Origin of the sequence: Shewanella sp. LC6 (assembly GCF_006385735.2) — a bacterium.
GTDB classification, from domain to species: domain Bacteria; phylum Pseudomonadota; class Gammaproteobacteria; order Enterobacterales; family Shewanellaceae; genus Shewanella; species Shewanella xiamenensis.
Map to the genome: position 1 here is coordinate 810824 of NZ_CP043902.1, position 25773 is coordinate 836596.

A 25773-nucleotide genomic window follows, 5' to 3' on the forward strand; every position below is an offset into this window, starting at 1 on the left:
TTGCCTGCGCTTTTTATTTAACCTCAGATCTGGTTAAGCCAGCACTAAATTAGAGCTATCTAACAGTTCAAGCTCCTGAGCTGTTAGATTTAACGATGGCTTTTCTTCTTTTAAACAATATGCAATCAATCCACCAAGTAGATTGAGCATGAACCCATGCTCGCTGCGGTGTCTTGAGTGTTCAATATAGGAAATGTTCTTCAATTGGTCATTCACTGTTTCAATGATGAATCGCTTTTTTAAGATTGCTCTATCCCATAGAGAAATAAACTTTTTCTTCATGTTCTTACGAACTGTGGTGATTAACTCAACGCCCTTTTCCAAAAGCTCACCTGTTAGGGCTTGGCTAATATAGCCTTTATCACCATAAAGCTTACCAAAAAGAGACTCAGCCATTTCACTGACAGGTTGCCTGTCATCGACATTACCTTTCGTCAGTTTTAACGCTACAATTTCACCCAAGTGATTGATAATAAGATGCAGTTTAAATCCAAACGACCAGCCCATAGTTCCCTTTCCATGTTCGGCAATGCCTTCAAAAACCTTATTTCGCTTCGCTCGAATAATATGACAGACTTCAATTTTAGTGGAGTCGACAAACTGAATTCCCGTTGGCTTTCCAAGCTTTGAAGTCAGATAGCTACACATAGGGACAACGACGCTAGGCATTAATGCAAGGAAACGAGTGTAGCTCAACAACTCTGGAAAATAGGGTTTTAGCTGGCGACAAACATAGTGCAGATAATAATTTTTGAAATCTCGGTAATGTGATTGATGGAAATGAATGATAATGGTCATCACTTCTGCGGGAGAAAGGCGACAAGGTCTATTACGCTTCATTTCACCATTATCAAGCAATAAGCGTTGCCAATGTGGGATAAATAACTGACAGAAATCATCGACATCACAGTAAGTTTCAACTAGTTTGTTCATGCTCGTTCCTTTTTCTAATCACTCTTGGTCGAATGATCGGATCAGGGAACGAGCATTTAGTTCCTTTTGGGAGCTAAATTCTTATCCGAAGCTCAGGTTATTTAGGCTGTGCCTTGGCACAATGGCGGCAGTTTTTCATCGTCCATCAAGGGCGAATATGCTTCCAAGGAATAATAATGACTAAAAATGGGTTAGCTTCTTCCCTGCGCTCGGTGACATTGGGCGCCTCATCCCTACTGATAGCGAGTCAACTGGCCATGGTTTCTAGCGCGATATTTACCCCCGCCTATGCACTTGAGGGCGGCACAACGCCGCTGACTATCGAGCGCATGAATGCGTCTCCTGCCTTGGCGGGCACGAGCCCCCGTGGATTAAAGTTATCCCCCGATGGCCAAAGGGTGACCTATCTTGCGGGACGTAAAGACAACCAGAACTTTTACGATCTCTGGCAAATGGATGTGAAGACGGGCGAATCTAGCCTGTTGCTGAATGCCGATAAGTTGGCGAGCAATGAACTGTCCGATGAAGAAAAGGCCCGCCGCGAGCGCCAACGTATTTATGGCGACGGCATTATGGAATATTTCTGGGCGGACGATAGCAAGGCGCTGTTGATCCCTGCCTCGGGTAATCTGTATTACTTCTCCTTAGCGGATAACAGCGTTAGCCAACTGCCGATAGGCGAGGGCTTTGCCACCGATGCGCGCCTATCGCCCAAGGGCAACTTTGTGTCCTTCGTGCGGGACCAAAATCTGTATGTGCTTAATCTTGCGACTAAAAAGCTTGAGGCCATGACCACCGACGGTGGCGGCGCGATTAAAAATGCCATGGCGGAATTTGTCGCCCAGGAAGAAATGGATCGTATGACGGGTTACTGGTGGGCGCCCGATGAGTCGGCCATCGCTTTTACCCGTATCGATGAGTCTGGCGTTGAGTTAGTCACCCGCAATGAAATCTACGCCGATGGCATTAAGCTTACCGAGCAGCGTTATCCGGCGGCGGGTAAAAACAATGTCGAGATCCAACTGGGTGTTGTGACCCTTAATAATAAAGCCATCAATTGGGTCACCTTAAGCGATGATAAAAATAAAGATATTTACTTGCCTCGCGTCGATTGGTTGCCGGATAGCAAGCATTTATCCTTCCAGTGGCAGAGCCGCGATCAACAAAAATTAGACCTGCAACTGGTGGCGCTCGATGCGCTGACCAAGCCGAAAACCTTAGTCAAAGAGCGCAGCGATGCTTGGGTGAATCTAAACAATGACCTGCACTTCTTAACGCAACAGTCGGCGTTTATCTGGGCCTCGGAGAGTGACGGCTTTAATCATCTCTATTTATTTGACCTAAAAGGTAAGCTGAAGACACAACTGACCAAGGGCAATTGGGCAGTCGATGAGCTGGAATATATCGATGAAACCGCAGGTTGGGTGTATTTCACCGGCCGCAAAGATACCCCCATCGAAAAACACCTTTACCGAGTGCCGTTAGCGGGCGGCAAGATTGAGCGTGTGAGCCGCGAGGCGGGGATGCACGATCCGGTATTTGCCGATAATCAAAGCGTGTATCTGGATTATTTCAATAGCTTATCTCAGCCGCCGCAGATCAGTTTACACGGCGATAAGGGCCAACATTTGGCGTGGGTGGAGCAAAACCAAGTCAAAGTGGGTCATCCTCTGTATGACTATGCCGGACTGTGGCAACTGCCTGAGTTTAAAGAACTTAAGGCAGAAGATGGGCAAATCTTGCAAACGCGTCTCTTTAAACCCGTGCCCTTCGATGCGAACAAAAAGTACCCCGTAGTCGTGCGCGTATATGGCGGCCCACATGCGCAATTAGTGACGAATAGCTGGAGTGAGCAGGATTACTTTACCCAATACTTAGTGCAGCAAGGTTATGTGGTATTTCAACTGGATAACCGTGGCAGTGCCCACAGAGGCACTAAGTTCGAGCAAGTTATTTATCGTCACTTGGGCGAGGCGGAAGTGAACGACCAAAAGGTTGGTGTCGATTACCTGCGCAGCTTGCCCTTTGTTGATAGCGATAATGTGGCGATTTATGGCCACAGCTACGGCGGTTATATGGCCTTGATGAGTCTATTTAAGGCGCCAGATTACTTTAAAGCAGCAATTTCGGGCGCGCCCGTCACCGATTGGCGCTTGTACGACACTCACTACACTGAGCGTTATCTTGCTCATCCCGCGAATAATGAGCAGGGTTACGAAGCCAGTAGCGTGTTCCCCTATGTGAAAAACTATCAGTCGGGGCTATTGATGTACCACGGCATGGCCGACGATAACGTGTTGTTTGAAAACAGTACTCGCGTGTATAAGGCGTTGCAGGACGAAGGCAAACTGTTCCAGATGATTGATTATCCGGGGTCTAAGCATTCGATGCGCGGTGAGAAAGTGCGTAATCACTTATACCGCTCGCTGGCGGATTTCCTCGATAGACAGCTTAAAAGCGGCAAATAACTCAGCGTTAGGTTGGCATTTATATCAGACTGGTATTTATGCCAGAGTGGCGTTTTTAAAAGAGTGGGGTAACGTCCTCACTCTTTTTTATTTTGTATGATTCTGAGTTAAGCCTATTTAACAGTACGCTGCTTAGTTTAATCACAACACACTCAATACTTATCTGGCGCTTAATATTCCAGTTCACTGAGTTGTATTTTGGATTTCCAGTTTGCTTTATTTCGTACAGCTAAAACCTTTTTTGCAGAGATAAAAAAACCAGATCCTAGGATCTGGTTTTTATGGCGTTCAAACGGTAAGTTGAAGATTAGTCTTCTAAGTTACCGCAGAAACGGTAGCCTTCACCGTGAATGGTAGCGATGATTTCTGGCGTATCTGGCAAGCTTTCGAAGTGCTTACGAATACGACGGATTGTCACGTCAACAGTACGGTCGTGTGGCTTTAACTCACGGCCAGTCATCTTCATCAGTAGATCGGCACGAGTTAAGATTTTACCTGGGTTTTCAACAAAGTGCAGCATAGCGCGGAATTCGCTACGTGGCAGTTTGTAAGATTCACCCTGTGGGCTGACGAGAGAACGGCTGTTGATCTCTAGGCTCCAATCGTTAAAACGATAGTATTCTACAGAGCTCTTTTCTTCGACTTCATTGCCTGCGCTATTAACACGAGTCAGAAGGTTGCGAGCACGAATCGTCAATTCACGAGGATTGAACGGCTTGGTAATATAATCGTCCGCGCCAATTTCAAGTCCAAGGATTTTGTCGACTTCGTTGTCACGGCCTGTTAAGAAGATCAGACCGATGTTGTTGATTTCACGTAATTCACGTGCCAACAACAGACCGTTTTTACCTGGTATGTTAATGTCCATAACCACGAGGTTAATTTTATTTTCCTGCATAGCCTTATGCATTTCTGCGCCATCATTGGCCTCAGTTACCACATACCCTTCTGCCTCGAAAATACTTCTTAGCGTGTTACGGGTAACGGCTTCATCTTCAACGATCAGAATGTGCGGATTTTGCATATTAAGTACCTAAATTTTAACCAATATTCTAACCATAAGAATCACTTACATCGGATTCTTATATTCATAAAATGTTGATACTTCCACTTACTGCTCTGTGCTTCAAAGGGAAGATCTTCACGGCTACACGTCAGGATGTATATAAGTGAACGTTTAAAGTGTAATACGATAAAACGTAACCAGTATCAACTTCGATAAGCAATAGTTAAAAATAGTTCCTTAACTATTGTTTTTTTTAAAATGTTTAAATGATAAATCAAATGTAGAACACATTTTAAAAGATGTCTGGCCAGCATAAGGTGATTTCGCAGAGGAATCTAACAAACCCTTGTCAAGATTAAGCAAACTTAATGTTATCTGCTTAACTGGCCAATGACGACATTGTACTCGTTTTAGGCATTTGTTAACAAATGAAATGTTAACAAATTTCAGGCTGAGACGCTGATTTACCATGATATTTACTTTAGTCATTGATTAGTATAACTAATGTATTTTTAATTCTTGTGAGCCAGTTCACGCCTCTTTGGATTTTTTAGGCTCTCTGTTAAACTAGCGCGGGTTCATTTTTCGACTAGACTACCAATGGACAACATGACTCAAGATTTGTGGCAGCATTATCAAACGCCGTTGTTTTTGCTTACTCAAGCATTATCCTGTGATTTTTCCTTTGCTGTAATTACCGCCCATAATCCCGCTTCAACCCTCCTCACTCCCAGCCAAAACCGATTACTCGACCGCCAACTTCTACGTGAAATTGAATTATTAGGCAGTCCCTATCGTGCACTGATTGGGGCATCGCCAGATTTATCCCATATGGAGAAGAGCTGGGCCGTGTTTATTGATCGCAGTATGGCCTTGCAGTTGGGGAAAAAGTTTAATCAATACGCTATCTACATGGTGGAACAGGGCGAGGTGAGTTTAGTGCCTTGTACATTAGCCGGGCAAACAGAGGTGTGTTTAGGTCGATTTAACGACTATGTGCGTTTGGTTTATGAGCTACCGGACTTGGTCACCTAACCGCGATTGACGCTTTTAATCGCTCCTCTGGCTAAGCTTTGCTGATCTCACGGCAAGGCTAGTTTGTTTTTCTTCTTTGCTAGATCTGATTGATTTTTCCCTATTCTCATTTGGCATGAGTCGCAAACGTTTTAAATTCCCATTGTTTTTAAATGCGTTTATTGAATTTGTATATAGTGTGTGAAATTAGCATTGACTTCATTAGGGGTTTATTGCTACTTTTTTCGTCCCTTTCCGGCGGAAAGGAACAGAAGAGGAGCGTTAACTAGGTAGTCAGTCAGAGGAGCACAAACTCCAGCGATGATTGATGAGGGAGATTAACGCCGAGGCATAGATATGGTTGCTGCATGTTTATGTCGGTCGCTTAGGCTGAATCCTAACGATTGTCACCTGTAATTGGTGGAGAGCTTCTGGTGACGATTGCTGTTTCCCTTCTATTGGGGTGCGTATCATTGAGCACCAGGCTCTTCGAACGAAGTTAGTTCGGAGCGTAATCATGTTAGTTAATCAATATCTTATCCTAGTTTGTGCCGTGTCTTCTGCTTCTGCGGAGGTGCGCTAATGTCTCTTGTTGTCGCAAAATTTGGTGGTACTTCAGTCGCCGATTACGGTGCAATGAATCGCTGCGCCGATATCGTACTGGGCAATCCCGATTGCCGTTTAGTGGTGGTTAGCGCCTCCAGTGGCGTGACGAACCTGTTGGTTGAACTGACCCAAGAGTCAATAAACGACGATGGTCGCTTACAACGATTAAAGCAAATTGCGCAGATTCAATACGCTATCTTAGATAAACTCGGTCGCCCTAACGATGTTGCTGCCGCATTAGATAAGCTGTTAAGCCGTATGGCGGTATTAAGCGAAGCGCTGGCGTCCCAGCGCAGTAAGGCCACCATGGATGAGTTATTGTCCCTTGGCGAGCAGTGTTCGTCGGCATTATTTGCGGCGGTATTGCGCGAAAAAGGCGCCAACTCAAGTGCCTTCGATGTGCGCCGTGTGTTGCGCACCGACAGCCATTTTGGCCGCGCCGAGCCACAGGTTGAGCAAATTGCTTTGCTATCGAGTGAGCATTTACTGCCGCTGTTATCTGAGCAAGTGATTGTGACTCAAGGTTTTATTGGCTCAGATGAAGCGGGGCAAACCACAACTCTCGGCCGTGGCGGTAGCGACTATTCTGCGGCACTGTTAGCCGAAGCGTTAAAAGCCTCAGCGGTTGAGATTTGGACCGATGTGGCCGGGATTTATACGACCGATCCGCGCCTCGCGCCAAATGCCCATCCGATTGCCGAAATCAGCTTTAACGAAGCCGCCGAAATGGCGACCTTTGGTGCTAAAGTATTACATCCTGCGACGATTCTTCCGGCCGTGCGCCAACAAATTCAAGTGTTTGTCGGTTCAAGCAAGGAGCCTGAAAAGGGTGGCACTTGGATCCGCCATCAGGTTGAAGATGCACCCGTGTTCCGCGCGGTGGCGCTGCGCCGCGACCAGACGCTACTCAATCTGCACAGCCTACAAATGCTGCATGCACAGGGCTTCTTGGCTGAAACCTTTGCCACATTGGCAAGACACAAGATCAGTGTGGATTTGATCACCACCTCCGAAGTTAACGTATCCCTGACCTTAGATAAAACCGGCTCCGATTCAAGCGGGCAAGGTTTATTAAGTGAAGCGTTACTGCAAGAATTATCGCAACATTGCCGCGTGCGCGTGGAGGATGGTTTAGCATTGGTGGCGATTATCGGTAATCGCATCGCTACGACTGCGGGTATTTGTCGCCGCGTGTTTGAAGTGCTCGAACCCCATAATGTGCGCATGATCTGCCAAGGTGCCAGCCCGCATAACTTGTGTGTGTTAGTGGCCGAATCCGAAGCGGCACAAGTGGTTAAAGCGTTGCACGAAAATTTGTTTGAAGGCGTTTAGTATGTTGCCGACAACATCGTCTCTGCAAATTGGGGAGCTTGCCGCAGGGCAGGCTCTGACGCTGCCGATTTATCACTTCAAGCCAAGTGGTCACGTATCTGGCCCTAAAGTGTATATTCAGGCTAATGTCCATGGCGCTGAGGTGCAAGGCAATGCGGTGATTTATCAATTGATGAAGCAGTTGGAAAATTGCCACATCTTAGGTGAGATTACCTTAGTGCCCTTGGCTAATCCGCTGGGGATTAATCAAAAAAGCGGTGAGTTTACATTGGGGCGTTTTGACCCTATCACTGGCGTAAACTGGAATCGTGAGTACTTAAATCACGCGATAGATTTACCCGCTTGGTACAGCGAGTATGCCGAGCTTAGCGATAGCGAACTTATTCAAGCATATCGCAGCACCTTGATTGAAGCTTGCCAGCAGCGGTTACGTAACGATTGGGGCGTGACCACGGGCCACAGATTGGCGGTTAGCTTACAGGCTATGGCCCATGCGGCGGATATAGTGCTCGATCTGCATACTGGGCCTAAATCCTGTAAACATTTGTATTGCCCTGAATATGATATTGCAGCGGCGCAGTTTTTCACGATTCCTTACACACTGGTGATCCCCAATAGTTTTGGTGGCGCAATGGATGAGGCGGCATTTTGTCCTTGGTGGCAATTGAGTGAAGTGGCAAAAGCGCAGGGGCGGGATCTTAATATCGCCGTTTCAGCTTTTACCTTGGAACTGGCGAGCCAAGAACGCATTTGCCTTGAGGATGCTTTAGTCGATGCTAAAGGCATTTTGGCCTATTTAAGCCATCGCGGGGTGATTGCCGAGCAAGTGGAACCCGTTAAGATGCCGCGTTTTGGCTGTTATCTTAAGGATTACAAAAAGTACCATGCGCCTATGGCGGGCTTGGTGGAATATGTGGCGCCCGTGGGAGAGCCGCTTGCGGCGGGTGAGACCTTAGTCAATCTGCTGCGACTCGACTTATATGGCAGTGCGCAGGAGCTGACGGCACTCAGTTTGCCCCAGGATTGTGTGCCTATACTCCATTTTGCTTCGGCGTCGGTGCATCAAGGCACAGAGCTCTATAAAGTCATGACCAATCTGTTTGAATTGCCATATTAACGGCAATCAGCAAAACAAAACGCCAATCTCGAGATTGGCGTTTTTTATTACAGTCTACAACCACTTAAAGCGATAGAATAGCGCCATTTGCAAGGCAACCAGCGATATTAAAATGCCGCAGAAGGTCGCAAAAGCCCATGCGTTATCCGCACCGGGAATACCGCCGATATTGACCCCAAGCAAACCGGTTAAAAAGCCCAGAGGCAAGAAAATTGCCGAGACTAAGGATAAGAAATACAAGCGCTTGTTTAGCTGCTCCGATTGCTGGCTGAGTAACTCTTCCTGGGTCACATTGGCCCTATCACGCAGTGCATCTAAGTCTTCAATTGTGCGAATAAGCTTATCCGTGGTTTCGCGCATCTTAAGTTTTTCGGGTTCATTAAACAGCACAAATTGATCGGACAGCATCTTAGTGAAGGCTTCTTTCTGTGGGCCTAAATAGCGGCGCAAGGCTACGGTTTGTCGGCGTAGTTCGGCAATATCAGTACGTAAATCTTTAACATTGCCAGAAACAACTTGTTCTTCTAATTCTGAAAGTTGCTCCTCTAGCGTATCGATAAAATCGACTTTACGTGTAGTCAGTTTTTCACAAATGGCGAGGAGAAAATCTCCTGTGGTGGTTGGGCCTGTGCCCTGAAGAATCCCCTGATGATTTACAAATAAATCATCAAATTAGGGTGGAAGCGCATCTTGTTGCATGATCAAATGGTTTCTCCAAAAACTACACTTGGACAACAAGATGCGCGAAGCCAATATCCTACAACATTCTTTACACCAATACTGCCCAGAACTTCACCTAAAACGATTAAACAGCTTGATGCTGGCCTCTAAGGCACTGATTGAATGTAAGACACTGACCTTGACTGAGTTAGGTCGAAATTTACCAACCACGGCCCGAACCAAGCACAACATCAAGCGCATTGATCGTTTGCTCGGCAACACGCATCTGCATCAAGAACGGTTAGCTGTCTACCAATGGCATGCCAGCCTCATCTGTTCTGGTAACCCTATGCCGATTGTGCTCGTCGATTGGTCAGACATCCGAGAGCATAAACGCATCATGGCTCTGCGCGCCTCAATAGCCTTCAATGGCCGCTCTATTACCCTGTATGAGAAGTCCTATCCCCTATCAGAACAATGCTCTAAGGCCTCCCACAACGGTTTTTTAGCGGACTTAGCCAAGATTTTACCTTTGCATGTTACCCCTCTCATCGTGACTGACGCGGGGTTCAAAGTGCCTTGGTACAAAGAGGTTGAGGCGCATGGTTGGTTTTGGCTAAGCCGTATTCGCGGTACAGTTCAATTTGCAGATATTGGCGCTGAAAATTGGCGTGCAGTTCGCAGTACACATGACTTGGCCAACGGTCAAGCGAAGAGCCTGGGTTGTAAGACCTTGACCAAAACTAACCCTATCAATTGCCATCTCACGCTTTATCGTAGCAAACCTAAGGGGCGTACAAATCAGCGTTCAACGAGGACTAATTGCCACCATCCATCGGCAAAAACGTACTCAACATCGGCGAAAGAGCCTTGGGTGTTAGCCAGCAATTTACCACCAGAATCTCGGAGCCCAAAGCAGCTGGTAAACCTGTACGCCAAACGTATGCAAATAGAGGAAACCTTTCGTGACCTCAAAAGCCCGGCATACGGCTTTGGCTTACGCCAAAGTCGTACCAACAGTCCAGAGCGATTCGACATCATCCTACTGATAGCGTTGATGGTTCAATGCCTGTTGTGGCTAGTTGGTTTACACGCACAGCAACAGGGCTGGGATAAGCATTTTCAGGCCAATACCATTGGGCATCGAACGGTACTCTCAACGATTCGCTTGGGATTGGAGGTACTCAGGCGGCCTGATTATCAAATCACGGAGAAAGAATTGCTGGCGGCCTGGGTATTATTCGCCAATCAGTTGCTCAAATATGGCTATGCTATGGCTGATTTATGAGGGGATCCTTCAGGCCTGTGCCTTCCATGATCAGTTCAGCCACATCTTTAACCGATTGCAACTCGCGATCACAGGTGGAGATAATGCGCTGTCTATCGGCGTAAATTCGCACGGCGACCATATCTTCAGGTGCTGAGTTTGGATTTAAGTTAATACCGCGCAGTGCCAGTAATACGCCTTCCCCTGCCAATACGGCTCGAGGGCGAGTATCTTGGGCGAGCAGGGCATCGGTTTCGACTTTATTAAGGCCGCTGTTTAACACCCAATGGCGAGCCTTTTTGTGGCGATAACGTAGGTGTACCCAAATCAACCCGTCCTTAGGGTCCCAATTTTCAAGTTGTTCTGGGCTTAAGGTTGAGCCAGCTCGTGCGCCGCTAAGCACTATGCTATAGATAAATCCTTCGTGCATGTCACATTCCATCTCATGCTAAATCATCGGGTAAAGCTAACTGATTTTACAGTGGAAATGAAGCCTAGCGTCGTTTCCTCTCACAATAACCTCAGCGCTAGATGAGTAAATTGCTGGCCAAGCAACTTATGATGAAATAGATTAAAATTAGCCTTAGTTGTAATGTATTGAGAAGATAAAATGGAATATGAATTTCGGCGTAACAGTTTGACTGGCACGTATTTAGCCAGCTTTAGCATGGACCATGAGGTACTGGGCCAATGGTTTTCAGAAGAGTTGGGGCCTGAGTTAGCCAAAATTCAGCAAGTGCTCGATATTATCAAAGAAATTCAAACAGGTAAGCGAGTTTCTTGGCGTTTTATCGGCAAAGATATTACCTTAGATCTGGATGAGGAGCAGGCACGAATTTACGCTAATGCCTTAGGGTTTGAGCAGGATTATGAACTCGAAGAGGCGATGTCCCTCTATGATGCTGAATCTGAGGCTTACTGTGGGCTAGAAGATTTAGAAGAAGCGCTACTTAGTTGGTATGAATTTGTGCAAAAAGGGCTATAACCGCTCGCTGTGAATATCAACTAATAATAAAGGCAATCTATTGATTGCCTTTATTATTTAATGGAGTAAGTCTATCACTTATCCAATATCAATTGTTCAAATATCTTACCGCCATTTCGGTTCTCGACTTGGCATTAGCTTTACGCAACAGGTTTTTGACATGCACTTTCACAGTGCCTTCACTGATGTGTAAATGCTCTGAAATCATACGATTACTTAATCCTTCCGCCAGTTGTTGCAGGATCTGTAGCTCCCTTGGGGTGAGGCTTGAAATCCATTCTTGTTCATCGGCGGCATTTTTGAGTTCATAGAGATATTCTTCAACTTCTTCGCTGATCACTCTGTGGCCTGACATGGCATTTTTGAGTTTATCGAGCAGCAAATCTGGCTCGGTATCTTTGAGTAAGTAACCGTCAGCTCCCGCACGTAATAGGCGAATAACATCTTGTTTTGCATCTGAAACTGTTAAGATCACGATTCGTGAAGTCACGCCTTCTTGGCGCATGGCATTGAGGGTATCGAGGCCAGTCATTCCCTTCATATTGAGATCGAGCAAGACGATGTCAGGTTCATCAGTTACTACGGCGCTTAAAGCATCTAAACCACTACCCACTTCACCGAAGAGGTTAAAGTCTGGATCTGAGGCGATCAATTGGCAGATACCTTTACGTAAGAGAGGGTGATCATCGACCACCAGAACAGAATAAGGTTTACCCATGTGTAGGCTCCTGTTGAGAAGGGAAGATTAAAGTGACTTTGGTGCCCTGTGATAAATTGGATGTGCTATGGGGTTCAAGGGGCGAGTCTGGATTTTCTGGCTCTAGCTGTCCAGTGATTCCTTTGCGACTAGTTTGCGGATCATTGCTGCTAAATACAACCGTGCCGCCTAATTTGCTGGCACGTTCATGCATGATGCCTATGCCGAAGTGCTGATCCCGTTCTTTAATATGGCCAATACCTACACCATCATCACTTACACTGATATTAACCATACCATGCTCATCTTTATAACAGCGAATATTGATATGGCTAGCACGGGCATGTTTGATAGCGTTGAGCGTTGCTTCTCGGGTGATCTGCAAAATATGGATATGTTGTTTCGCCTCTAGCCATTGAGGGGAAAGCTTATAATCGAGGTGGATCTTGATATCGGTTTTTGCTCTGAGCTGCTCAAGCATTGCTTCCATCGCATTCTTCAGATTGGGCTCCTTAATGGTTAATCTGAAGGTGGATAGTAACTCTCGGAGTTGTACATAGGCTGTACTAACCCCTTCGTTGATCTCTGTGAGTTGTCCCTCAATGGTAGGATTGCGGCAGCTAAGATCTAAATTTTTGCGCAGCAAGCTAATTTGGATTTTTAGGAAAGAAAGCACTTGCCCGAGTGAATCATGTAATTCCCTTGCGATAACACCACGTTCTTCCATTAGGGCTAACTGCTGTCTTTGTTCGGTAGCGTTATGAATAACGATGGAGCGAGTAAGCATAATGGCAAAGTTTTTAAACAACGGAGTATTAATATCTTGGGTTGAGATAAGCTCTAAATAACCTAAATCAGCCTGCTCAAATTGTAGCGGAAAGCGGATGTTGTTGTGAGCGCCTTCTGGCCAGCCACCATCGGCTTCTACGACTTCGAGCTCCTGCTCAGGGTATTGGATAATCAGCCTCAAATACTCGATCGACTCATAATCTTTTAGCTGATTTAATGCTGCTTTGAGGGCCTTATAGTCCAGCTTATTGGCATTAAGTGTTAACAGAGTGTCGTATAAAAAGGCCAGTTCATTATTCGCCCGTGTCAGTGCTAAGGTTTTTTCGGCCACTTGTGACTCTAAGTTACCGTAGAGTGTGGCTAGCTCTCGCGCGGTTTTTTGCAGTGCATCGGTCAGAGCCGTGAGTTCAATATATTCGGTCTCGGGCATTTCTATCTCGAAGTTACCCTTTGAAATGGTGTTGGCCGATTCCATTAACTGCTGCAAGGGCACTACGACTTTTCGCTTGGTAAAACGTACCGCTAAAAAGGCGATGGCGAGCATCAGTCCGAGTCCAAAAATCTGACTCGCGGCGAGTAGGCGCAGCTTAAAGGCAGCGTGGTGCTCCATTTCTAACACCAACAAATCAATGGTATCGACAAAGTCTTTAAGCGAGGCGGCGTAATCGCGGGAGTTTTCCTGCTCAATGTAGTACTTCATCACCAGCCATTTATCGATAACGAGTTGATACTGTTCGGCGATCTTTTTCGGGCTAAGCCAACCCGTGGAGGGTTGCAATGCCTCGGAATGCAAGGTATTTTCAAACTCGGTAATTTTCTCTTGGGCGGCGTCACTGCCGGAATTGGCATAAAACATCAGCCGGTAACTTTGCATCCGCAGTGAACCCGAGGCGTTGATGGCCTTTGCATCGCCTAAACTGTAAGACAAATTGATGATTGCGAAGATGGCTAGGCTGCTGGTAAGTAAAATCAGTACTAACATTAAACCCAAAATTTTTGAGGTAAGGCTGCCTCGTTTCATATGTCCATTACCTAATATATGGCCGTTGATTTAATAGCACTTTAGTCGTGTTTTACATTAGAAAATAATGTACTACATTAACAAAAACATAAAAGTGTGAACAACAACACTATTACATTTTGATCTAGCGCAAACTTCGCTCCAGATACCTCCTAAGGGGTATGTCTTTGGAGGGGTTAAGCCACTAACTTTGGCGCTGGAGATGTCGTGATTTATTAAAATAATGCAACACGGAGATGAGATGATGAAGAAGATGACAGGTAAGTCCTTTGCACTGAGTGCATTGGTTGCCGCGAGCTTCATGGCGGCGAGTGCGATGGCGAGTGATAAAACTGAGCCTCGCAATGAAGTTTATAAAGATAAATTTAAAAATCAATATAATAGCTGGCATGACACTGCAAAGAGTGAAGAGCTAGTTGATGCGTTAGCACAGGATCCTAATATGGTTATTCTGTGGGCGGGTTATAGTTTTGCTAAAGATTACAACGCACCTCGCGGCCATATGTATGCCGTGACTGATGTGCGTAATACTCTGCGTACAGGCGCTCCAGCCAATGCGGAAGATGGTCCAATGCCAATGGCCTGTTGGAGCTGTAAGAGCCCAGACGTACCTCGCTTAATCGAAGAGCAAGGTGAAGACGGGTACTTCAAAGGTAAATGGGCCAAAGGTGGTCCAGAAGTGACCAATACTATTGGCTGTGGCGATTGCCATGAAAAAGGCTCACCAAAATTACGTATTTCTCGTCCTTATGTTGATCGTGCTATGGAGGCTATTGGCACTCCATTTGATAAAGCATCCAAGAAAGACAAGCAATCAATGGTTTGCGCTCAGTGTCACGTTGAATACTATTTCGAGAAGAAAGAAGACAGAAAGAACTTCGTAAAATTCCCTTGGGATATGGGCGTAACCGTTGAGCAAATGGAAGTTTACTATGATGGTATTGAGTTCTCTGATTGGACTCATGCACTGTCTAAAACGCCAATGTTAAAAGCACAACACCCAGGTTATGAAACTTGGAAGATGGGTATTCATGGTAAAAATAATGTCAGTTGTGTTGACTGTCATATGCCTAAAGTGACTAGCCCAGAAGGTAAGAAGTTCACTGACCATAAAGTCGGTAACCCATTCGATCGTTTCGAAGAAACCTGTGCAACTTGCCATAGCCAAACGAAAGAATTCTTAGTGGGTGTCACTAATGAGCGCAAAGCTAAAGTTAAAGAAATGAAACTTAAAGCGGAAGAACAATTAGTGAAGGCGCACTTCGAAGCCGCTAAAGCATGGGAATTAGGGGCTACTGAAGCCGAGATGAAGCCAATCCTAACGGATATCCGCCACGCTCAATGGCGCTGGGACTTCGCCATTGCTTCGCACGGTGTTGCGGCTCACGCTCCTGAAGAAGCGCTACGAGTGTTGGGTACGTCAGTTAATAAAGCGGCCGATGCTCGAGTTAAGTTGGCACAATTGTTAGCGAAAAAAGGTTTAACAGATCCAGTTGCTATCCCAGATATCTCTACCAAAGCGAAAGCTCAGGCGGTACTGGGTATGGACATGGAAAAACTGAATGCAGAGAAGGAAGCATTCAAAAAAGACATGTTACCTAAGTGGGATGCCGAAGCGAAAAAACGCGAAGCGACTTACAAGTAATTATTGTTGAATATGAGCTAACCCCTCATAGTAAAGCCCCCACAATCTAGGTTGCGGGGGCTTTTTATTAGCGATTTTGCTCAGCTATTATGTCTTATGGGGGCTCAGATTGGTAACCTCATTTCGTTATCTTTAACGGCCCTGTTGGACGTTGAATGAAGCTTGCTCTAACGGTTTGTCTATCACTATCCCGCAGTAAAGTCCGTGACCTAACTATTCGTTGTCCTTAGGTTTGTTGCCAGTTTTCCAGCAATGTTGGTGACGCCCTGATTTACTCCTATCGATTGTTGTATCTGTAAATAACCGACTTTTTGAGACAGTTGGAGTACGAAGTTTTAGGGCATGGGAGGCTCATCCATTAAGCACATGGTTATTGATTCACTATAATCATTTCATCCCTTAGTTGTTTTTAATCAGCGTTCAACCTGTGGGGTTGTAAGGTTTTTGTTATTTTTTCGGTAAAATGTCTTAAGCTTTTGATAAGAATTTCTCCTTATCCTCGAAGCTATGATTTTGGTGATTGGATAAATAAGTGCATCAGAATATGAAAAGCAATGTTAGGACGACATTTCTTCAGTTTGCAAAGGGATATTTGTTTGTTCCATGGCTCGTATTTACGGTAATTATTTTGGGGCTTGAATGGACTCATGCTGATATGCGCTTTGCCAGCCTATTATTCAATTGGCAGGGAGGTGTCAGTTCATGGCCTTTACGAGGGCATTGGCTTACCGAAAGTATCTTGCATGTGACAGGACGTAATCTGGTGATTTTGTTCGCCATAGCGGTTGTTGCTTGCATTGGCCTAAGCTTTCGACTTGAGACGTTGCGTGTTTATCGTAAAGGTTTTATCTATTTATTCTGTAGTGTTCTTGCTAGCGTGTTGTTGGTTCGCTTAGGTAAGAGTTTCACTCATATGACTTGCCCTTGGGATGCCATTGAATTTGGTGGGCGTATGTTGCATAGCTCTCTATTTGCACGCTTACCAGAAGGGGCTGAGTTTGGTCAGTGCTTTCCTGGAGGGCATTCTAGTAGCGGTTTTGCTTGGGTCGCGAGTTATTATGTGCTCAAGGAGTACTATCCACGTTACGCAAAGTTTGGCTTACTCTTTGGGATTGGATTAGGGGCTATTTTTGGTTTTGCCCAAGAACTGCGCGGTGCTCATTTTTTAAGTCATGACTTATGGAGTTTGGCGATTGCGTGGACCTCAGCAAGCCTGCTTTATTATAGTTTTTTCCTACGTGTTCCTAAGGTTAAAAACAGTAATGTCGCGAACAAAGTCAGCCTTATCGATACTAAAGTTTTCGAAAAAGGCATCTCTAAGTGATTATATGGGTTAACTTTTCAATTAGAACCTAAATTGAAAACGAATATCTCCATGGCGCAGACGTAAACTTTCGTCCAGAAGATGGTTCTTCTCATTCAATAAAATATTTTTTTGCCTTAGTAATTCGGCTTTGTCGGTGAGATTGTTTAGTTTGTTATTGATACTGCTAATCTCGCTGTCGATAGCATTTAAGCGATCGGCGATTTCTGCTAAACGTTTATTAATCAGATATTGTTCATGTCCTTGATTGTAGCGTTCAACAAATTGATTGTTATTACAGACGCCGTAGTAATATTCTCCCGCCAAACCAATACGGTAACCATTTTCTGGCAAACAATAACTCATTAATCCTTGTTGATATCCTTGCTGCCATTGCGTCGCATCAACCTTGAGATTAAATTCACGGCAGTCCTGTTGATATTGGTTGAGCCTACTCGCAGCAGCACCGCGGTTACCATCGGCTAAGCCAGTGGCGTACCAGTCATTATCACGGCATTCTTCGAGTGAAAGACTCGTGCATTGAGTGAGGGAGAGGGCTGTCAGAGCGAGTGCAAAGTTTAGGTATCGCATTTTATTATCAAAAGAGTTGCAAAAGTGGCATCAGCATAAAGCTTAGTACTGAGGAGATCTAGCGCTATATTTCGCCCTTTGTGCGGTTATTTAGCAGCACCAAGCTGGCTTGGTTACCCTACTTTATCACAACATACTCGGTGGATAGTGCTAACGGGTTGAGTTTGTGATAATTTAATACTTTCAATAGCTTGGGGTAACACTTTGGCGATATCCCCTCATTTTTGCTCAAAATAGGCATTGATACCCCATAACAAACGTGGAAAACCATTTTAAGATTATTCTGAAGGTAGTTAATGCTTGGGTAACGGCTTAAAGCCGCCGTCACTTACGGCAGAGTGATCTCGTTGTGTGTTTAATGGTTGTGGGATTTAACATGTTGCTGATGAAGCGAGCAAGTATTTGTTTGGGGCAATCAAGGAGATAATGTGTCGTTCTCTGCAAATGTATTGGCTTTAAATCCACCATTTTTTGCTCTTGTGTTCCTACGCTAGGTGCTTTAGTTTTTACTGAAGTCGGGTATGCTTACCCTCATTTTGTTATTCATTATTGGTAGAAGGCTGCTTTATATATGAAGATTTGCCCGGCACATTCCATCTTAGGCCTAACTAAGGTATAAGGTCGGTATGAAAACTCCTAAACGAATCCAACCTCTGGTTGATGAAGGACTGGTTGATGAAGTCATCAGCCAGTTAATGAGCGGTAAAGAAGCTACTGTGTACGTTGTGCGCTGTGGTGAAGATATTCGCTGCGCTAAAGTTTACAAGGAAGCGGACAAACGTAGTTTTAAGCAGGCGGTGGTTTACCAAGAGGGGCGTAAAGTCCGAAATAGCCGTCGCGCTCGCGCAATGGAAAAAGGCTCTAAATTTGGCCGTGAGCAAATGGAAGAAGTCTGGCAAAACGCTGAGGTAGATGCATTGTTTCGCTTGGCTGATGCCGGAGTGCGAGTACCAACGCCTTACGGTTGCTACGATGGTGTGTTACTCATGGAATTAGTCACCGATAGTGAAGGTCATGTTGCGCCTCGCCTTAATGATGTCAGCCTTAGCGCTGAGAAAGCTATACATGACCACGCTTTAGTGATGACTTATGTCAAACGTATGCTTTGCGCAGGCTTAGTCCATGGTGACTTGTCCGAATTTAATGTCCTAGTCGATGATCAAGGCCCTGTCATTATTGATTTACCCCAAGCGGTAGATGCGGCAGCGAATAATCACGCTAAATGGATGTTGGAGCGGGATGTCAATAACATGACGCAATATTATGGCCAGTACGCACCTGAATTGCTCAAGACTCAATACGCGAAAGAAATGTGGGCCTTATTTGAAGCTGGTCAGTTAAAGCCTGATACGCAGTTAACAGGTCATTTTACTGAAGTATTAGTCGATGCCGACGTCAGTTCTGTCTTGGATGAAATTCAAGCTGCCTATGAAGAGGCTCAGGAGCGCAAGCAGCGACTTCAAGAAGCCAATGAAGATTATTAGTAGAATATTCTTCAATAAAATAGACGCCTTATGAGCGTCTTTTTTATTGGAATTAATTGCCTGGTACGAGTGTTAAAGCCTGTGACATTGCCATCCTTGGCACAGGCGTTATGCCCCTTCCTTTCCATTGAACCACTCAATAAAAGGACAAGACCAAAGGGAGAAATATGTTGATGGGCCACAGAGCACTATCGACATATTAATCTTTGGGGGAGACAACTCCCTCGAGCCTTGCCGAAACCTTCCCAATAACACAGCCATCCGTGGCGCGCTATCCTAGTCTAGCGCTGGATCGTCATTGATCCGTGAATAAAAGGACAAGACCCGAGAGGGTAATATGTTCATGACTTGGGGGAGCACAATTCACATATTTGATCTTTGGGGGAGATAGCTCCCTCTAAAGCCTTGTCAAAACCTGCCTCTTTTTCTCTTGCAACACGTTGAGTGTTAAGTTGACAGAGTCGGACAGTAAACAGCACAGTTATTATTGTTATTTTGTACGATTTATATCTTAGGTCGTTGGGGAGCGATAATAGATACCCATCCGACTCTGTCTAAACTGTTATTTATTGCTAATCCAATTAATTGGATGACAAGGCCGGACGTAAAAGGGCGCTGTTATTATTGTTTTTAGCACAACTTTCATATCGCGTTAGACCTACAGGGCAATATGCAATGGGGTCCGGCCTTGTCTATAAGGGCACTGGGCGAGGTTACCTCAACCTATATTGTGCGTAATTCACTGTTTAGCTGCTTAATACGTTTCTGCAGCTGGGCAATTTCATTTATTAAGGCGCATTCACGTTGCTGCGGCTGTTGCTCACTTTCCCTTACCCACTGGTAAACCGCTTTAGCCGAAAGACCATACTGTCGTGCGACATCAGAGAGTAATCTGCCTTTGACTTTTACTTCAAAAATAACGTCAGGTTTAAGATTATGATTGACGATTCCCATGGCCTATCCCTTTTCACTTTATGCTATCTGTATACGCTTTAACGGGTTCTTTGGGGGGATTCCTTCATGACTATTGGCGCTGCTCTATATCCCACTGACTATGTCCTATATGGCGCAGGGACAACCATTCGTGGTGATAATGACTAATAAGTTTCATCAGATGTTTCATCTCTTCCTCCTCAATCCACTTAGGGATTGTGCTTCGATTAACATGCCTCACAACGGGCACTTAGATTAACGTCCATTGATGTCAAACAGCTTACTTAGGTATCGAGTGAGTTACGCTTGGGGTCTCTACTCTTCTACCTATTTATTAGTATGTAAAATCCGTGCCAATTTTTTAATATATAAATTAATGTTTAAAATCAATTAATTGAATTTATGTTTCAAACGATTGGTTTTAGAAGTTATGTCAGAAACGGTGCAGCTTGCACTATTTCAGTGCTTTTACTCTAAATGTTGCATGAATAAGCCAAAGATGTTTTGGTTTGGTGTTTTTTGCGATTAAATTACTCATAAACTGAGCAAAGAAACGATTAAAGATTGTCTCGATAGAGAATGCTTATATACTGCGATTTTTCATGGTGTTTTTGGCGATTTACCACGCCCTTTGCCTTTCAAAGGCAAATCTCATCAATCATGTTATGAGGTCATAATGATGAAGCCTTCTCTGATTAAATCATTGCCAGCATCTAAGCTTGCTATTGTGGTTATGGCTAGCGCCTTGATTGCCTCAGGCTGTTCGACTGTCAACCCCTATACCAACGAACAACAAACGGCAAAAGCGACTACGGGGGCGCTAATTGGTGCCGTTGCTGGAGCTGCCGTTGGTGTAGCCTCGTCAAGTAAGAGTGACCGCGGTAAAGGAGCTTTAATTGGTGCAGCCTCTGGCGCCGCCCTAGGAGGTGGTATTGGCTACTATATGGACGTACAAGAAACCAAATTACGCCAACAACTCGCTTCCACGGGAGTTAGCGTAACTCGCAGTGGTGACAATATTATTCTTAATATGCCAAATGAAGTGACTTTTGGTGTGGATCAAACCGAGCTGAGTGAGGGTGCTAAGCGGGTACTGAACTCTGTTGCGCTAGTGGCGAAGGAGTATAGTAAGACCCAACTTAACGTGTTGGGTTATACCGACAGCAGTGGCTCAGATTCATACAATTTACGTTTATCACAGGTACGAGCCAGCGAAGTAGGGAACTACTTGATGAGTAAAGGCGTGGCTGCTGCTCGCGTAAAGTCTAAGGGAATGGGTGAATCGAGCCCAATCGCATCCAATGCGAGTGCCGAGGGACGCGCGCAAAACCGTCGTGTGGAGATAGTGTTGACCCCAACGGGTCAATAATCATTCATCAAGGTTAAAGTCGCCTGCGGGCGACTTTTTATTTTATCGTAAGGGACAAATTGTCCTTCCGTTATCTATCTTCAGTGATCTTGTCCGCAATCATCTCTATTGGGGCTTATCAGGCGAGTATTCGACTTGATCCTGCCGGTATTTTCCCGTTTTGTATGTAGTTAGTTAAATTAGGATAACTATTTCGCAGAGCCAAAGGAGAGCAATTATGGCAAAACAGGGCTTAGTACTGGCATTCAGTTTAGGGACTACAGTGATGGCAGGGATGGTACAAGGTGCGCCAATAAACACTGAGGCGACAGCCCCTATTGAACTAAGAGCCGCGGGCAGTTTAAAGGCGGCGATGAACGATATTATTGCGGCTTACCAAGCGAAATCCCAAGCTAATGTGGCAGCGCAGTATGCGCCTTCGGGTTTATTGCTTAAGCGGATCCAAGAGGGGGAGCGAGTTGATATTTTTGCCTCGGCGAATATGAAACACCCACAGGCCTTAGTCGATGCGGGAGTGAGTCTACAGGTGCAAATGTTTGCCCGTAACCAGCTCTGCGCCATTGCTCAAGCGGAAGTGCCACTCACTAGCGCGAACTTATTAGATACCCTGCTCGCGCCGCAAACTAAACTCGGGACTTCGACGCCAAAAGCCGATCCCGCTGGCGACTACGCTTGGGCAGTCTTTGCGAAAGCCGAGGCCTTAAAAGCTAATGCAAAAACTACATTAGAAACCAAAGCCATGCAGCTAACGGGTGGGCCTGAGAGTGCTAAACCGCCCAAGGATCGTAATCCCTATGCTTGGGTGATGGAAAATAAGCAGGCGGATGTGTTCTTAACCTATTGCATCAATGCGGTGCTGGCACAAAAAGAAGTGCCTAGCCTTAAGATTGTCGATTTACCGCCAGAGTTAGCCGTTGGTGCCGACTATGGCCTATTGGTGTTAAAGGATGCCAATAGTGCAGCCGCACCTCTGGCCGAGTTTATTTTATCCCCAGAGGGACAGGCTATTTTGAGCAGTTATGGTTTTCAGCCGCCTAAAAAATAATGTCTAATGGACTCATTAAAAATGGCGCTAAATGCGCCATTTTTGTTGCTCGCTTTAGCAAGGCTTAGGCCAGTGCTAGTGCTAGTGCATTAAATACAACGTCGCTAATCCGAGAAAGGCAAACAGACCTATCACATCGGTGACTGTGGTGAGCACCATACCGCCCGCCAACGCCGGATCTACTTTTAAGCGCTTTAAGATCAGCGGAATACTGGCGCCTGCTAGTCCTGCGACTGTCATATTGATGAGCATTGCACCGCCAATCAGGCTGGCAAGCGCCATATCATCTTTCCAAACTAATACCGCGATAAACACTAACATCGACCACATTAAGCCATTCAAAAAGCCAATCGCGAGCTCTTTGCCTATCAGCCAGCGGGCATTACTTTGGCCAATATGGCCTAGGGCTATCCCGCGGATTACTAGGGCCAAGGTTTGATTACCTGCGACGCCGCCCATGCTCGGTACAATCGTCATTAAAATCGCAATCGTGGCAAACTGTTCAATAGTGCCCTCAAACATATTGCTGACAGAGGCCGCCAGCAGAGCCGCAAATAGGTTGATAGTGAGCCAGAGCGAACGGCGGAAGGTACTTTTGAGTACTGGGGCGAAGGTGTCTTCATCATCGTCCATCCCCGCCATCCCCATCATAGAGTGCTCGGCGTCTTCACGGATAACATCCACCACGTCATCGATGGTGATCCGGCCGAGCAACTTGCCCTCACTATCGACCACGGGCGCTGACACCCAGTCATGGCGCTCGAACAGTTGTGCCACTTCACTGTCGGACATGCCCACGGGAATGCTCTCGATATCGGTATCGATAATGCTGCTGATATGAGTATTGGGATCGCAGGTGAGCAGATCCGCAAGTTTGACCCCACCAAGCACGCGATCGTGTTTATCCACCACGTATAAAGTATCGGTAGTGTCGGGCAGGTTGCCCCGTTGGCGCAAATAACGCAGTACCACATCGATATTGACATCGGGTCTTAAGGTTACTGTGTCGGTGTTCATTAAGCTGCCTGCGGTCTCATCGGGATAAGAGAGCGCTTGCTCGACTCGCTGGCGGTTTTGCAGACTCATCGACTGTAATACTTGTTTATACACAGTATCTGGCAGGCTTCGCAGAATATAAGCCAGATCGTCCGTATCCATGCTGGCGGTAGCCTTGGCGACTCGCTCTGGACTCATGGTGCTGATCAGCGGGTCTTTTAACTCTTCGCTGAGTTCATCGAGAATATCCCCGAGCTGATCTTGATCGACGAGTTGCCATAACACTTGCCGAGCTTTGGGAGGTGACGATTCTAAAATCAATGCGATATCTGACGGCGCCATATTTTGTAGCATTTGCCTGACATGCACAAACATACCACTGTTGAGGGCTTGACTCAGTTGGTCGAGGCGGTGTTCGGCTTGTAAACTGTCTGAGGCTTCTACAGGCATGTTTCCTCCATGGCGGCGGTGGATGGGTTGGCGTTTAGCTATTGAGGACTTAAGCCAAAGCGCAGCAGTACATTGTAATTTAGCGCACGGGAGGGCGTCGAGTCACAAATGTGTTTTACTGGTATAAGGTGCTGAAATCAAAACCAAACAGGATACTGAATACCGGCAGGGATCATCGAGATGATACCATCAGCAGGCTTCGTCAAACTTAGCGTCGATAAGGGCACAAATGGCATTAAGTGCAGGCTCGGCATCCGGGCCTTCGGCGATGAGGGTGATGGTTTTACCCATGCCCGTCTCGAGCATGAGTAGACCCAATACACTGGCGGCAGAGGCCTGTTTTTCACCTTGGATCAGCGTAATGCTGGCATCAAACTCAGAGGCCAATACCACGAGCTTTGTGGCGGCACGGGCATGTAAGCCGAGTTTATTGCAGATGGTGACTTGGCGCTCAAGTTTTGGCATGGCTCAACTCTCGATGGCGCGCATTGACTTTATGTTTGCCATTACTAAAACGTTTAGCTAGTTGCTCGGCTACATAGACTGAGCGGTGTTGGCCACCTGTGCAACCAATCGCAATCGTCAGATAGCTACGATTATTGCGCTCTAAATGCGGCAACCAGGTTTCGAGCAAATTCTCGATTTGCCAGATGAACTTATTCACCAGTGGCTGGCGATTTAAAAACTCCGCTACGGGTTCATCTAAACCGGTGAGAGGTCTAAGCTCCGGTTCCCAATGGGGATTTGGCAAAAAGCGCACATCAAACATAAAGTCAGCTTCGGTCGGCATACCATGCTTAAAACCGAAAGACTCGAAGTTGATCACCAGTTCCTTATCGACACTGCCAAGGAGTATTTGCCGCACTTGGTCGCTGAGTTCATAGATATTCAGATTCGAGGTATCTATATAGTGATCCATCTGCTGTGACAGCGGCTCCAGCAATTTGCCTTCAAGTTTGATGGCTTCTTGCAGTGACACTCGGCTCTTAGATAAGGGATGTAAGCGCCGCGTTTCGCTATAGCGTTTTAGCAGCACTTTATCGCTGGAGTTTAAGAAGAAGCTGGTGAGTTCAGTGCCCGTAGGCAGGCTGGCAAGCTGTTTAACCAGCACTTTGTCTTGCTCTGGTAAATTGCGCACGTCAACACTGATAGCAACGAGATCGTTACTGCCTTTGAGCTGTTCAAGCAAACTGCCAATCAAAGGCAAAGGCAAATTATCGACACAATAGTAGCCGAGATCTTCAAGCACTCTAAGTGCGACCGATTTGCCTGAGCCTGAACGCCCTGACACTATGACCAGTTTCATCCAATGATTACCTGATAGAGTTCCGTTTCATCATGCGTCTTGCGCAATTGTTTTAATATTTGCTTGTCACTGAGCTTTTCAGCCATGCATGACAAGGTACTTAGGTGCTGCTGACATTGGTCGGCAGGCACGAGTAGTGCAAATAAAATATCGACGGGTTGTTTATCGATAGCATCAAAGGCTATCGGCTCCTCACATTTTATCAATATCGCTATGGGTTGTGTTATATCGGTTAATCGACCATGTGGAATGGCGATACCGTTACCTATACCTGTGCTACCCATCTTTTCGCGCGCCACGAGGCTTTCGAAGATCTCTTGAGATGAGAGGGTGGGGTACTGGGCAGCGGCTAAGTCGCTGATGAGTTCCAGTACCTTTTTCTTACTGCCCGGAGTGGCGCAGGTTGTGCACTCCGGCCGCAGTATGGTACGAAGTTCCATTGCTAGTGTTTTGTTAACTTCTCTTTGTGTTTAATAACCTGACGATCAAGTTTATCAATCAGGACGTCTATGGCAGCATACATATCTGCATGCTCTGAAGTCGCGAAGACTTCACCACCGGTGAGGTTGATTCTCGCTTCGGCAATCTGTTGCATTTTCTCAACATTGAGCACAACGTGCACATTATTGATCTGTTCGAAATGACGTTCAAGTTTTGAAAACTTTTCCTCAACATATGCCCGTAACGATTCAGTAATCTCGATATGGTGTCCACTTAGGTTTATTTGCATAGAAACGTCCTCCGATACTCACAATA

General features: G+C 45.8%; 22 protein-coding genes, 2 pseudogenes and 1 riboswitch. Of the genes and pseudogenes, 11 read left to right on the forward strand and 13 right to left on the reverse strand.

Going from position 1 to position 25773, the window contains the following annotated elements; translation table 11 throughout:
- Window positions 1-33: 33 nt before the first annotated feature.
- Entirely contained in the window at window positions 34-933 is a 900-nt protein-coding gene (locus FJD32_RS03650; protein ID WP_088585327.1) for an IS982 family transposase, read from the reverse strand.
- Between the two features lie 176 nt (window positions 934-1109).
- Between FJD32_RS03650 and FJD32_RS03655 the strand changes: the two genes are divergently transcribed.
- On the forward strand, window positions 1110-3401 hold the full coding sequence (locus FJD32_RS03655; RefSeq protein ID WP_140906438.1) for a S9 family peptidase: 2292 nt from the start codon (window positions 1110-1112) through the stop codon (window positions 3399-3401).
- 307 nt (window positions 3402-3708) lie between these two features.
- On the opposite strand, the gene arcA is transcribed toward FJD32_RS03655, so the two are convergent.
- Window positions 3709-4425 (reverse strand): two-component system response regulator ArcA, encoded by a 717-nt coding sequence (gene arcA / locus FJD32_RS03660; protein ID WP_205403027.1) that lies wholly within the window; start codon window positions 4423-4425, stop codon window positions 3709-3711.
- Window positions 4426-5007: 582 nt separating this feature from the next.
- Between arcA and FJD32_RS03665 the strand changes: the two genes are divergently transcribed.
- The 3 genes from FJD32_RS03665 (at window position 5008) to FJD32_RS03675 (ending at window position 8476) form a co-directional block, all read left to right on the forward strand.
- Window positions 5008-5442: a DUF3293 domain-containing protein gene (locus FJD32_RS03665; RefSeq protein ID WP_037430123.1), complete on the forward strand. Its 435-nt coding sequence runs from the start codon at window positions 5008-5010 to the stop codon at window positions 5440-5442.
- 243 nt (window positions 5443-5685) lie between these two features.
- A riboswitch (Lysine riboswitch) is annotated at window positions 5686-5860 on the forward strand.
- 143 nt (window positions 5861-6003) lie between these two features.
- Window positions 6004-7359 (forward strand): lysine-sensitive aspartokinase 3, encoded by a 1356-nt coding sequence (lysC, locus tag FJD32_RS03670; RefSeq protein WP_037421964.1) that lies wholly within the window; start codon window positions 6004-6006, stop codon window positions 7357-7359.
- Between the two features lies 1 nt (window position 7360).
- Window positions 7361-8476 (forward strand): succinylglutamate desuccinylase/aspartoacylase family protein, encoded by a 1116-nt coding sequence (locus FJD32_RS03675; RefSeq protein WP_140906439.1) that lies wholly within the window; start codon window positions 7361-7363, stop codon window positions 8474-8476.
- 54 nt (window positions 8477-8530) lie between these two features.
- Here the strand turns inward: FJD32_RS03675 and FJD32_RS03680 are convergent.
- Window positions 8531-9118, reverse strand: a pseudogene (locus tag FJD32_RS03680) (CorA family divalent cation transporter); the annotation flags it as partial.
- Window positions 9119-9215: 97 nt separating this feature from the next.
- Between FJD32_RS03680 and FJD32_RS03685 the strand changes: the two are divergent.
- Complete coding sequence (locus FJD32_RS03685; protein ID WP_001206290.1) at window positions 9216-10424, forward strand: IS4-like element IS10A family transposase; 1209 nt, start codon at window positions 9216-9218, stop codon at window positions 10422-10424.
- Window positions 10425-10437: 13 nt separating this feature from the next.
- On the opposite strand, the pseudogene FJD32_RS03690 reads toward FJD32_RS03685, so the two are convergent.
- Window positions 10438-10833: pseudogene (locus FJD32_RS03690) on the reverse strand (CorA family divalent cation transporter); the annotation flags it as partial.
- A gap of 180 nt (window positions 10834-11013) precedes the next feature.
- Between FJD32_RS03690 and FJD32_RS03695 the strand changes: the two are divergent.
- On the forward strand, window positions 11014-11388 hold the full coding sequence (locus FJD32_RS03695; protein ID WP_037421973.1) for a YacL family protein: 375 nt from the start codon (window positions 11014-11016) through the stop codon (window positions 11386-11388).
- An 88-nt stretch (window positions 11389-11476) separates the two neighbouring features.
- Here the strand turns inward: FJD32_RS03695 and FJD32_RS03700 are convergent, their stop codons facing one another.
- Both FJD32_RS03700 and narQ read right to left on the reverse strand, forming a co-directional pair.
- Window positions 11477-12106, reverse strand: a complete 630-nt coding sequence (locus tag FJD32_RS03700) for a response regulator (RefSeq protein ID WP_037421976.1) — start codon at window positions 12104-12106, stop codon at window positions 11477-11479.
- On the reverse strand, window positions 12099-13895 hold the full coding sequence (gene narQ, locus FJD32_RS03705; RefSeq protein WP_140907243.1) for a nitrate/nitrite two-component system sensor histidine kinase NarQ: 1797 nt from the start codon (window positions 13893-13895) through the stop codon (window positions 12099-12101). Before narQ ends, FJD32_RS03700 begins: the two co-directional genes overlap by 8 nt.
- A 241-nt stretch (window positions 13896-14136) precedes the next feature.
- Between narQ and nrfA the strand changes: the two genes are divergently transcribed.
- Window positions 14137-15540: an ammonia-forming nitrite reductase cytochrome c552 subunit gene (nrfA, locus tag FJD32_RS03710; RefSeq protein WP_140907244.1), complete on the forward strand. Its 1404-nt coding sequence runs from the start codon at window positions 14137-14139 to the stop codon at window positions 15538-15540.
- Between the two features lie 544 nt (window positions 15541-16084).
- The gene (locus FJD32_RS03715) at window positions 16085-16864 is read left to right on the forward strand and encodes a phosphatase PAP2 family protein (RefSeq protein ID WP_099457466.1); all 780 of its coding nucleotides are present in this window, start codon (window positions 16085-16087) and stop codon (window positions 16862-16864) included.
- 21 nt (window positions 16865-16885) lie between these two features.
- Here FJD32_RS03715 and FJD32_RS03720 read toward each other — a convergent pair whose 3' ends face one another.
- Window positions 16886-17434 (reverse strand): DUF2799 domain-containing protein, encoded by a 549-nt coding sequence (locus FJD32_RS03720; RefSeq protein ID WP_037430136.1) that lies wholly within the window; start codon window positions 17432-17434, stop codon window positions 16886-16888.
- A gap of 626 nt (window positions 17435-18060) precedes the next feature.
- On the opposite strand from FJD32_RS03720, the gene FJD32_RS03725 reads away from it, so the two are divergent.
- Window positions 18061-18918 (forward strand): PA4780 family RIO1-like protein kinase, encoded by an 858-nt coding sequence (locus tag FJD32_RS03725; RefSeq protein WP_037421993.1) that lies wholly within the window; start codon window positions 18061-18063, stop codon window positions 18916-18918.
- Window positions 18919-19641: 723 nt separating this feature from the next.
- On the opposite strand, the gene FJD32_RS03730 is transcribed toward FJD32_RS03725, so the two are convergent.
- Window positions 19642-19872, reverse strand: a complete 231-nt coding sequence (locus FJD32_RS03730) for a transposase (protein ID WP_037421997.1) — start codon at window positions 19870-19872, stop codon at window positions 19642-19644.
- A gap of 655 nt (window positions 19873-20527) precedes the next feature.
- On the opposite strand from FJD32_RS03730, the gene FJD32_RS03735 reads away from it, so the two are divergent.
- Both FJD32_RS03735 and FJD32_RS03740 read left to right on the forward strand, forming a co-directional pair.
- The gene (locus FJD32_RS03735) at window positions 20528-21220 is read left to right on the forward strand and encodes an OmpA family protein (RefSeq protein ID WP_047538704.1); all 693 of its coding nucleotides are present in this window, start codon (window positions 20528-20530) and stop codon (window positions 21218-21220) included.
- A 217-nt stretch (window positions 21221-21437) separates the two neighbouring features.
- Complete coding sequence (locus FJD32_RS03740; RefSeq protein WP_140907245.1) at window positions 21438-22265, forward strand: molybdate ABC transporter substrate-binding protein; 828 nt, start codon at window positions 21438-21440, stop codon at window positions 22263-22265.
- An 81-nt stretch (window positions 22266-22346) separates the two neighbouring features.
- Here FJD32_RS03740 and mgtE read toward each other — a convergent pair whose 3' ends face one another.
- The 5 genes from mgtE to hpf form a co-directional block, all read right to left on the reverse strand.
- Window positions 22347-23711 carry a magnesium transporter gene (gene mgtE / locus FJD32_RS03745; protein ID WP_037431332.1) on the reverse strand — a complete coding sequence of 455 codons (1365 nt, stop codon included), beginning with the start codon at window positions 23709-23711 and terminating at the stop codon, window positions 22347-22349.
- 189 nt (window positions 23712-23900) lie between these two features.
- The gene (locus FJD32_RS03750; RefSeq protein ID WP_011627201.1) at window positions 23901-24176 is read right to left on the reverse strand and encodes an HPr family phosphocarrier protein; all 276 of its coding nucleotides are present in this window, start codon (window positions 24174-24176) and stop codon (window positions 23901-23903) included.
- On the reverse strand, window positions 24163-25017 hold the full coding sequence (rapZ, locus tag FJD32_RS03755; protein ID WP_037422011.1) for an RNase adapter RapZ: 855 nt from the start codon (window positions 25015-25017) through the stop codon (window positions 24163-24165). Before rapZ ends, FJD32_RS03750 begins: the two co-directional genes overlap by 14 nt.
- Complete coding sequence (gene ptsN / locus FJD32_RS03760; protein WP_037422014.1) at window positions 25014-25457, reverse strand: PTS IIA-like nitrogen regulatory protein PtsN; 444 nt, start codon at window positions 25455-25457, stop codon at window positions 25014-25016. Before ptsN ends, rapZ begins: the two co-directional genes overlap by 4 nt.
- Window positions 25458-25459: 2 nt before the next feature.
- Window positions 25460-25747, reverse strand: a complete 288-nt coding sequence (hpf, locus tag FJD32_RS03765; RefSeq protein WP_007650503.1) for a ribosome hibernation promoting factor — start codon at window positions 25745-25747, stop codon at window positions 25460-25462.
- Window positions 25748-25773 lie beyond the last annotated feature (26 nt).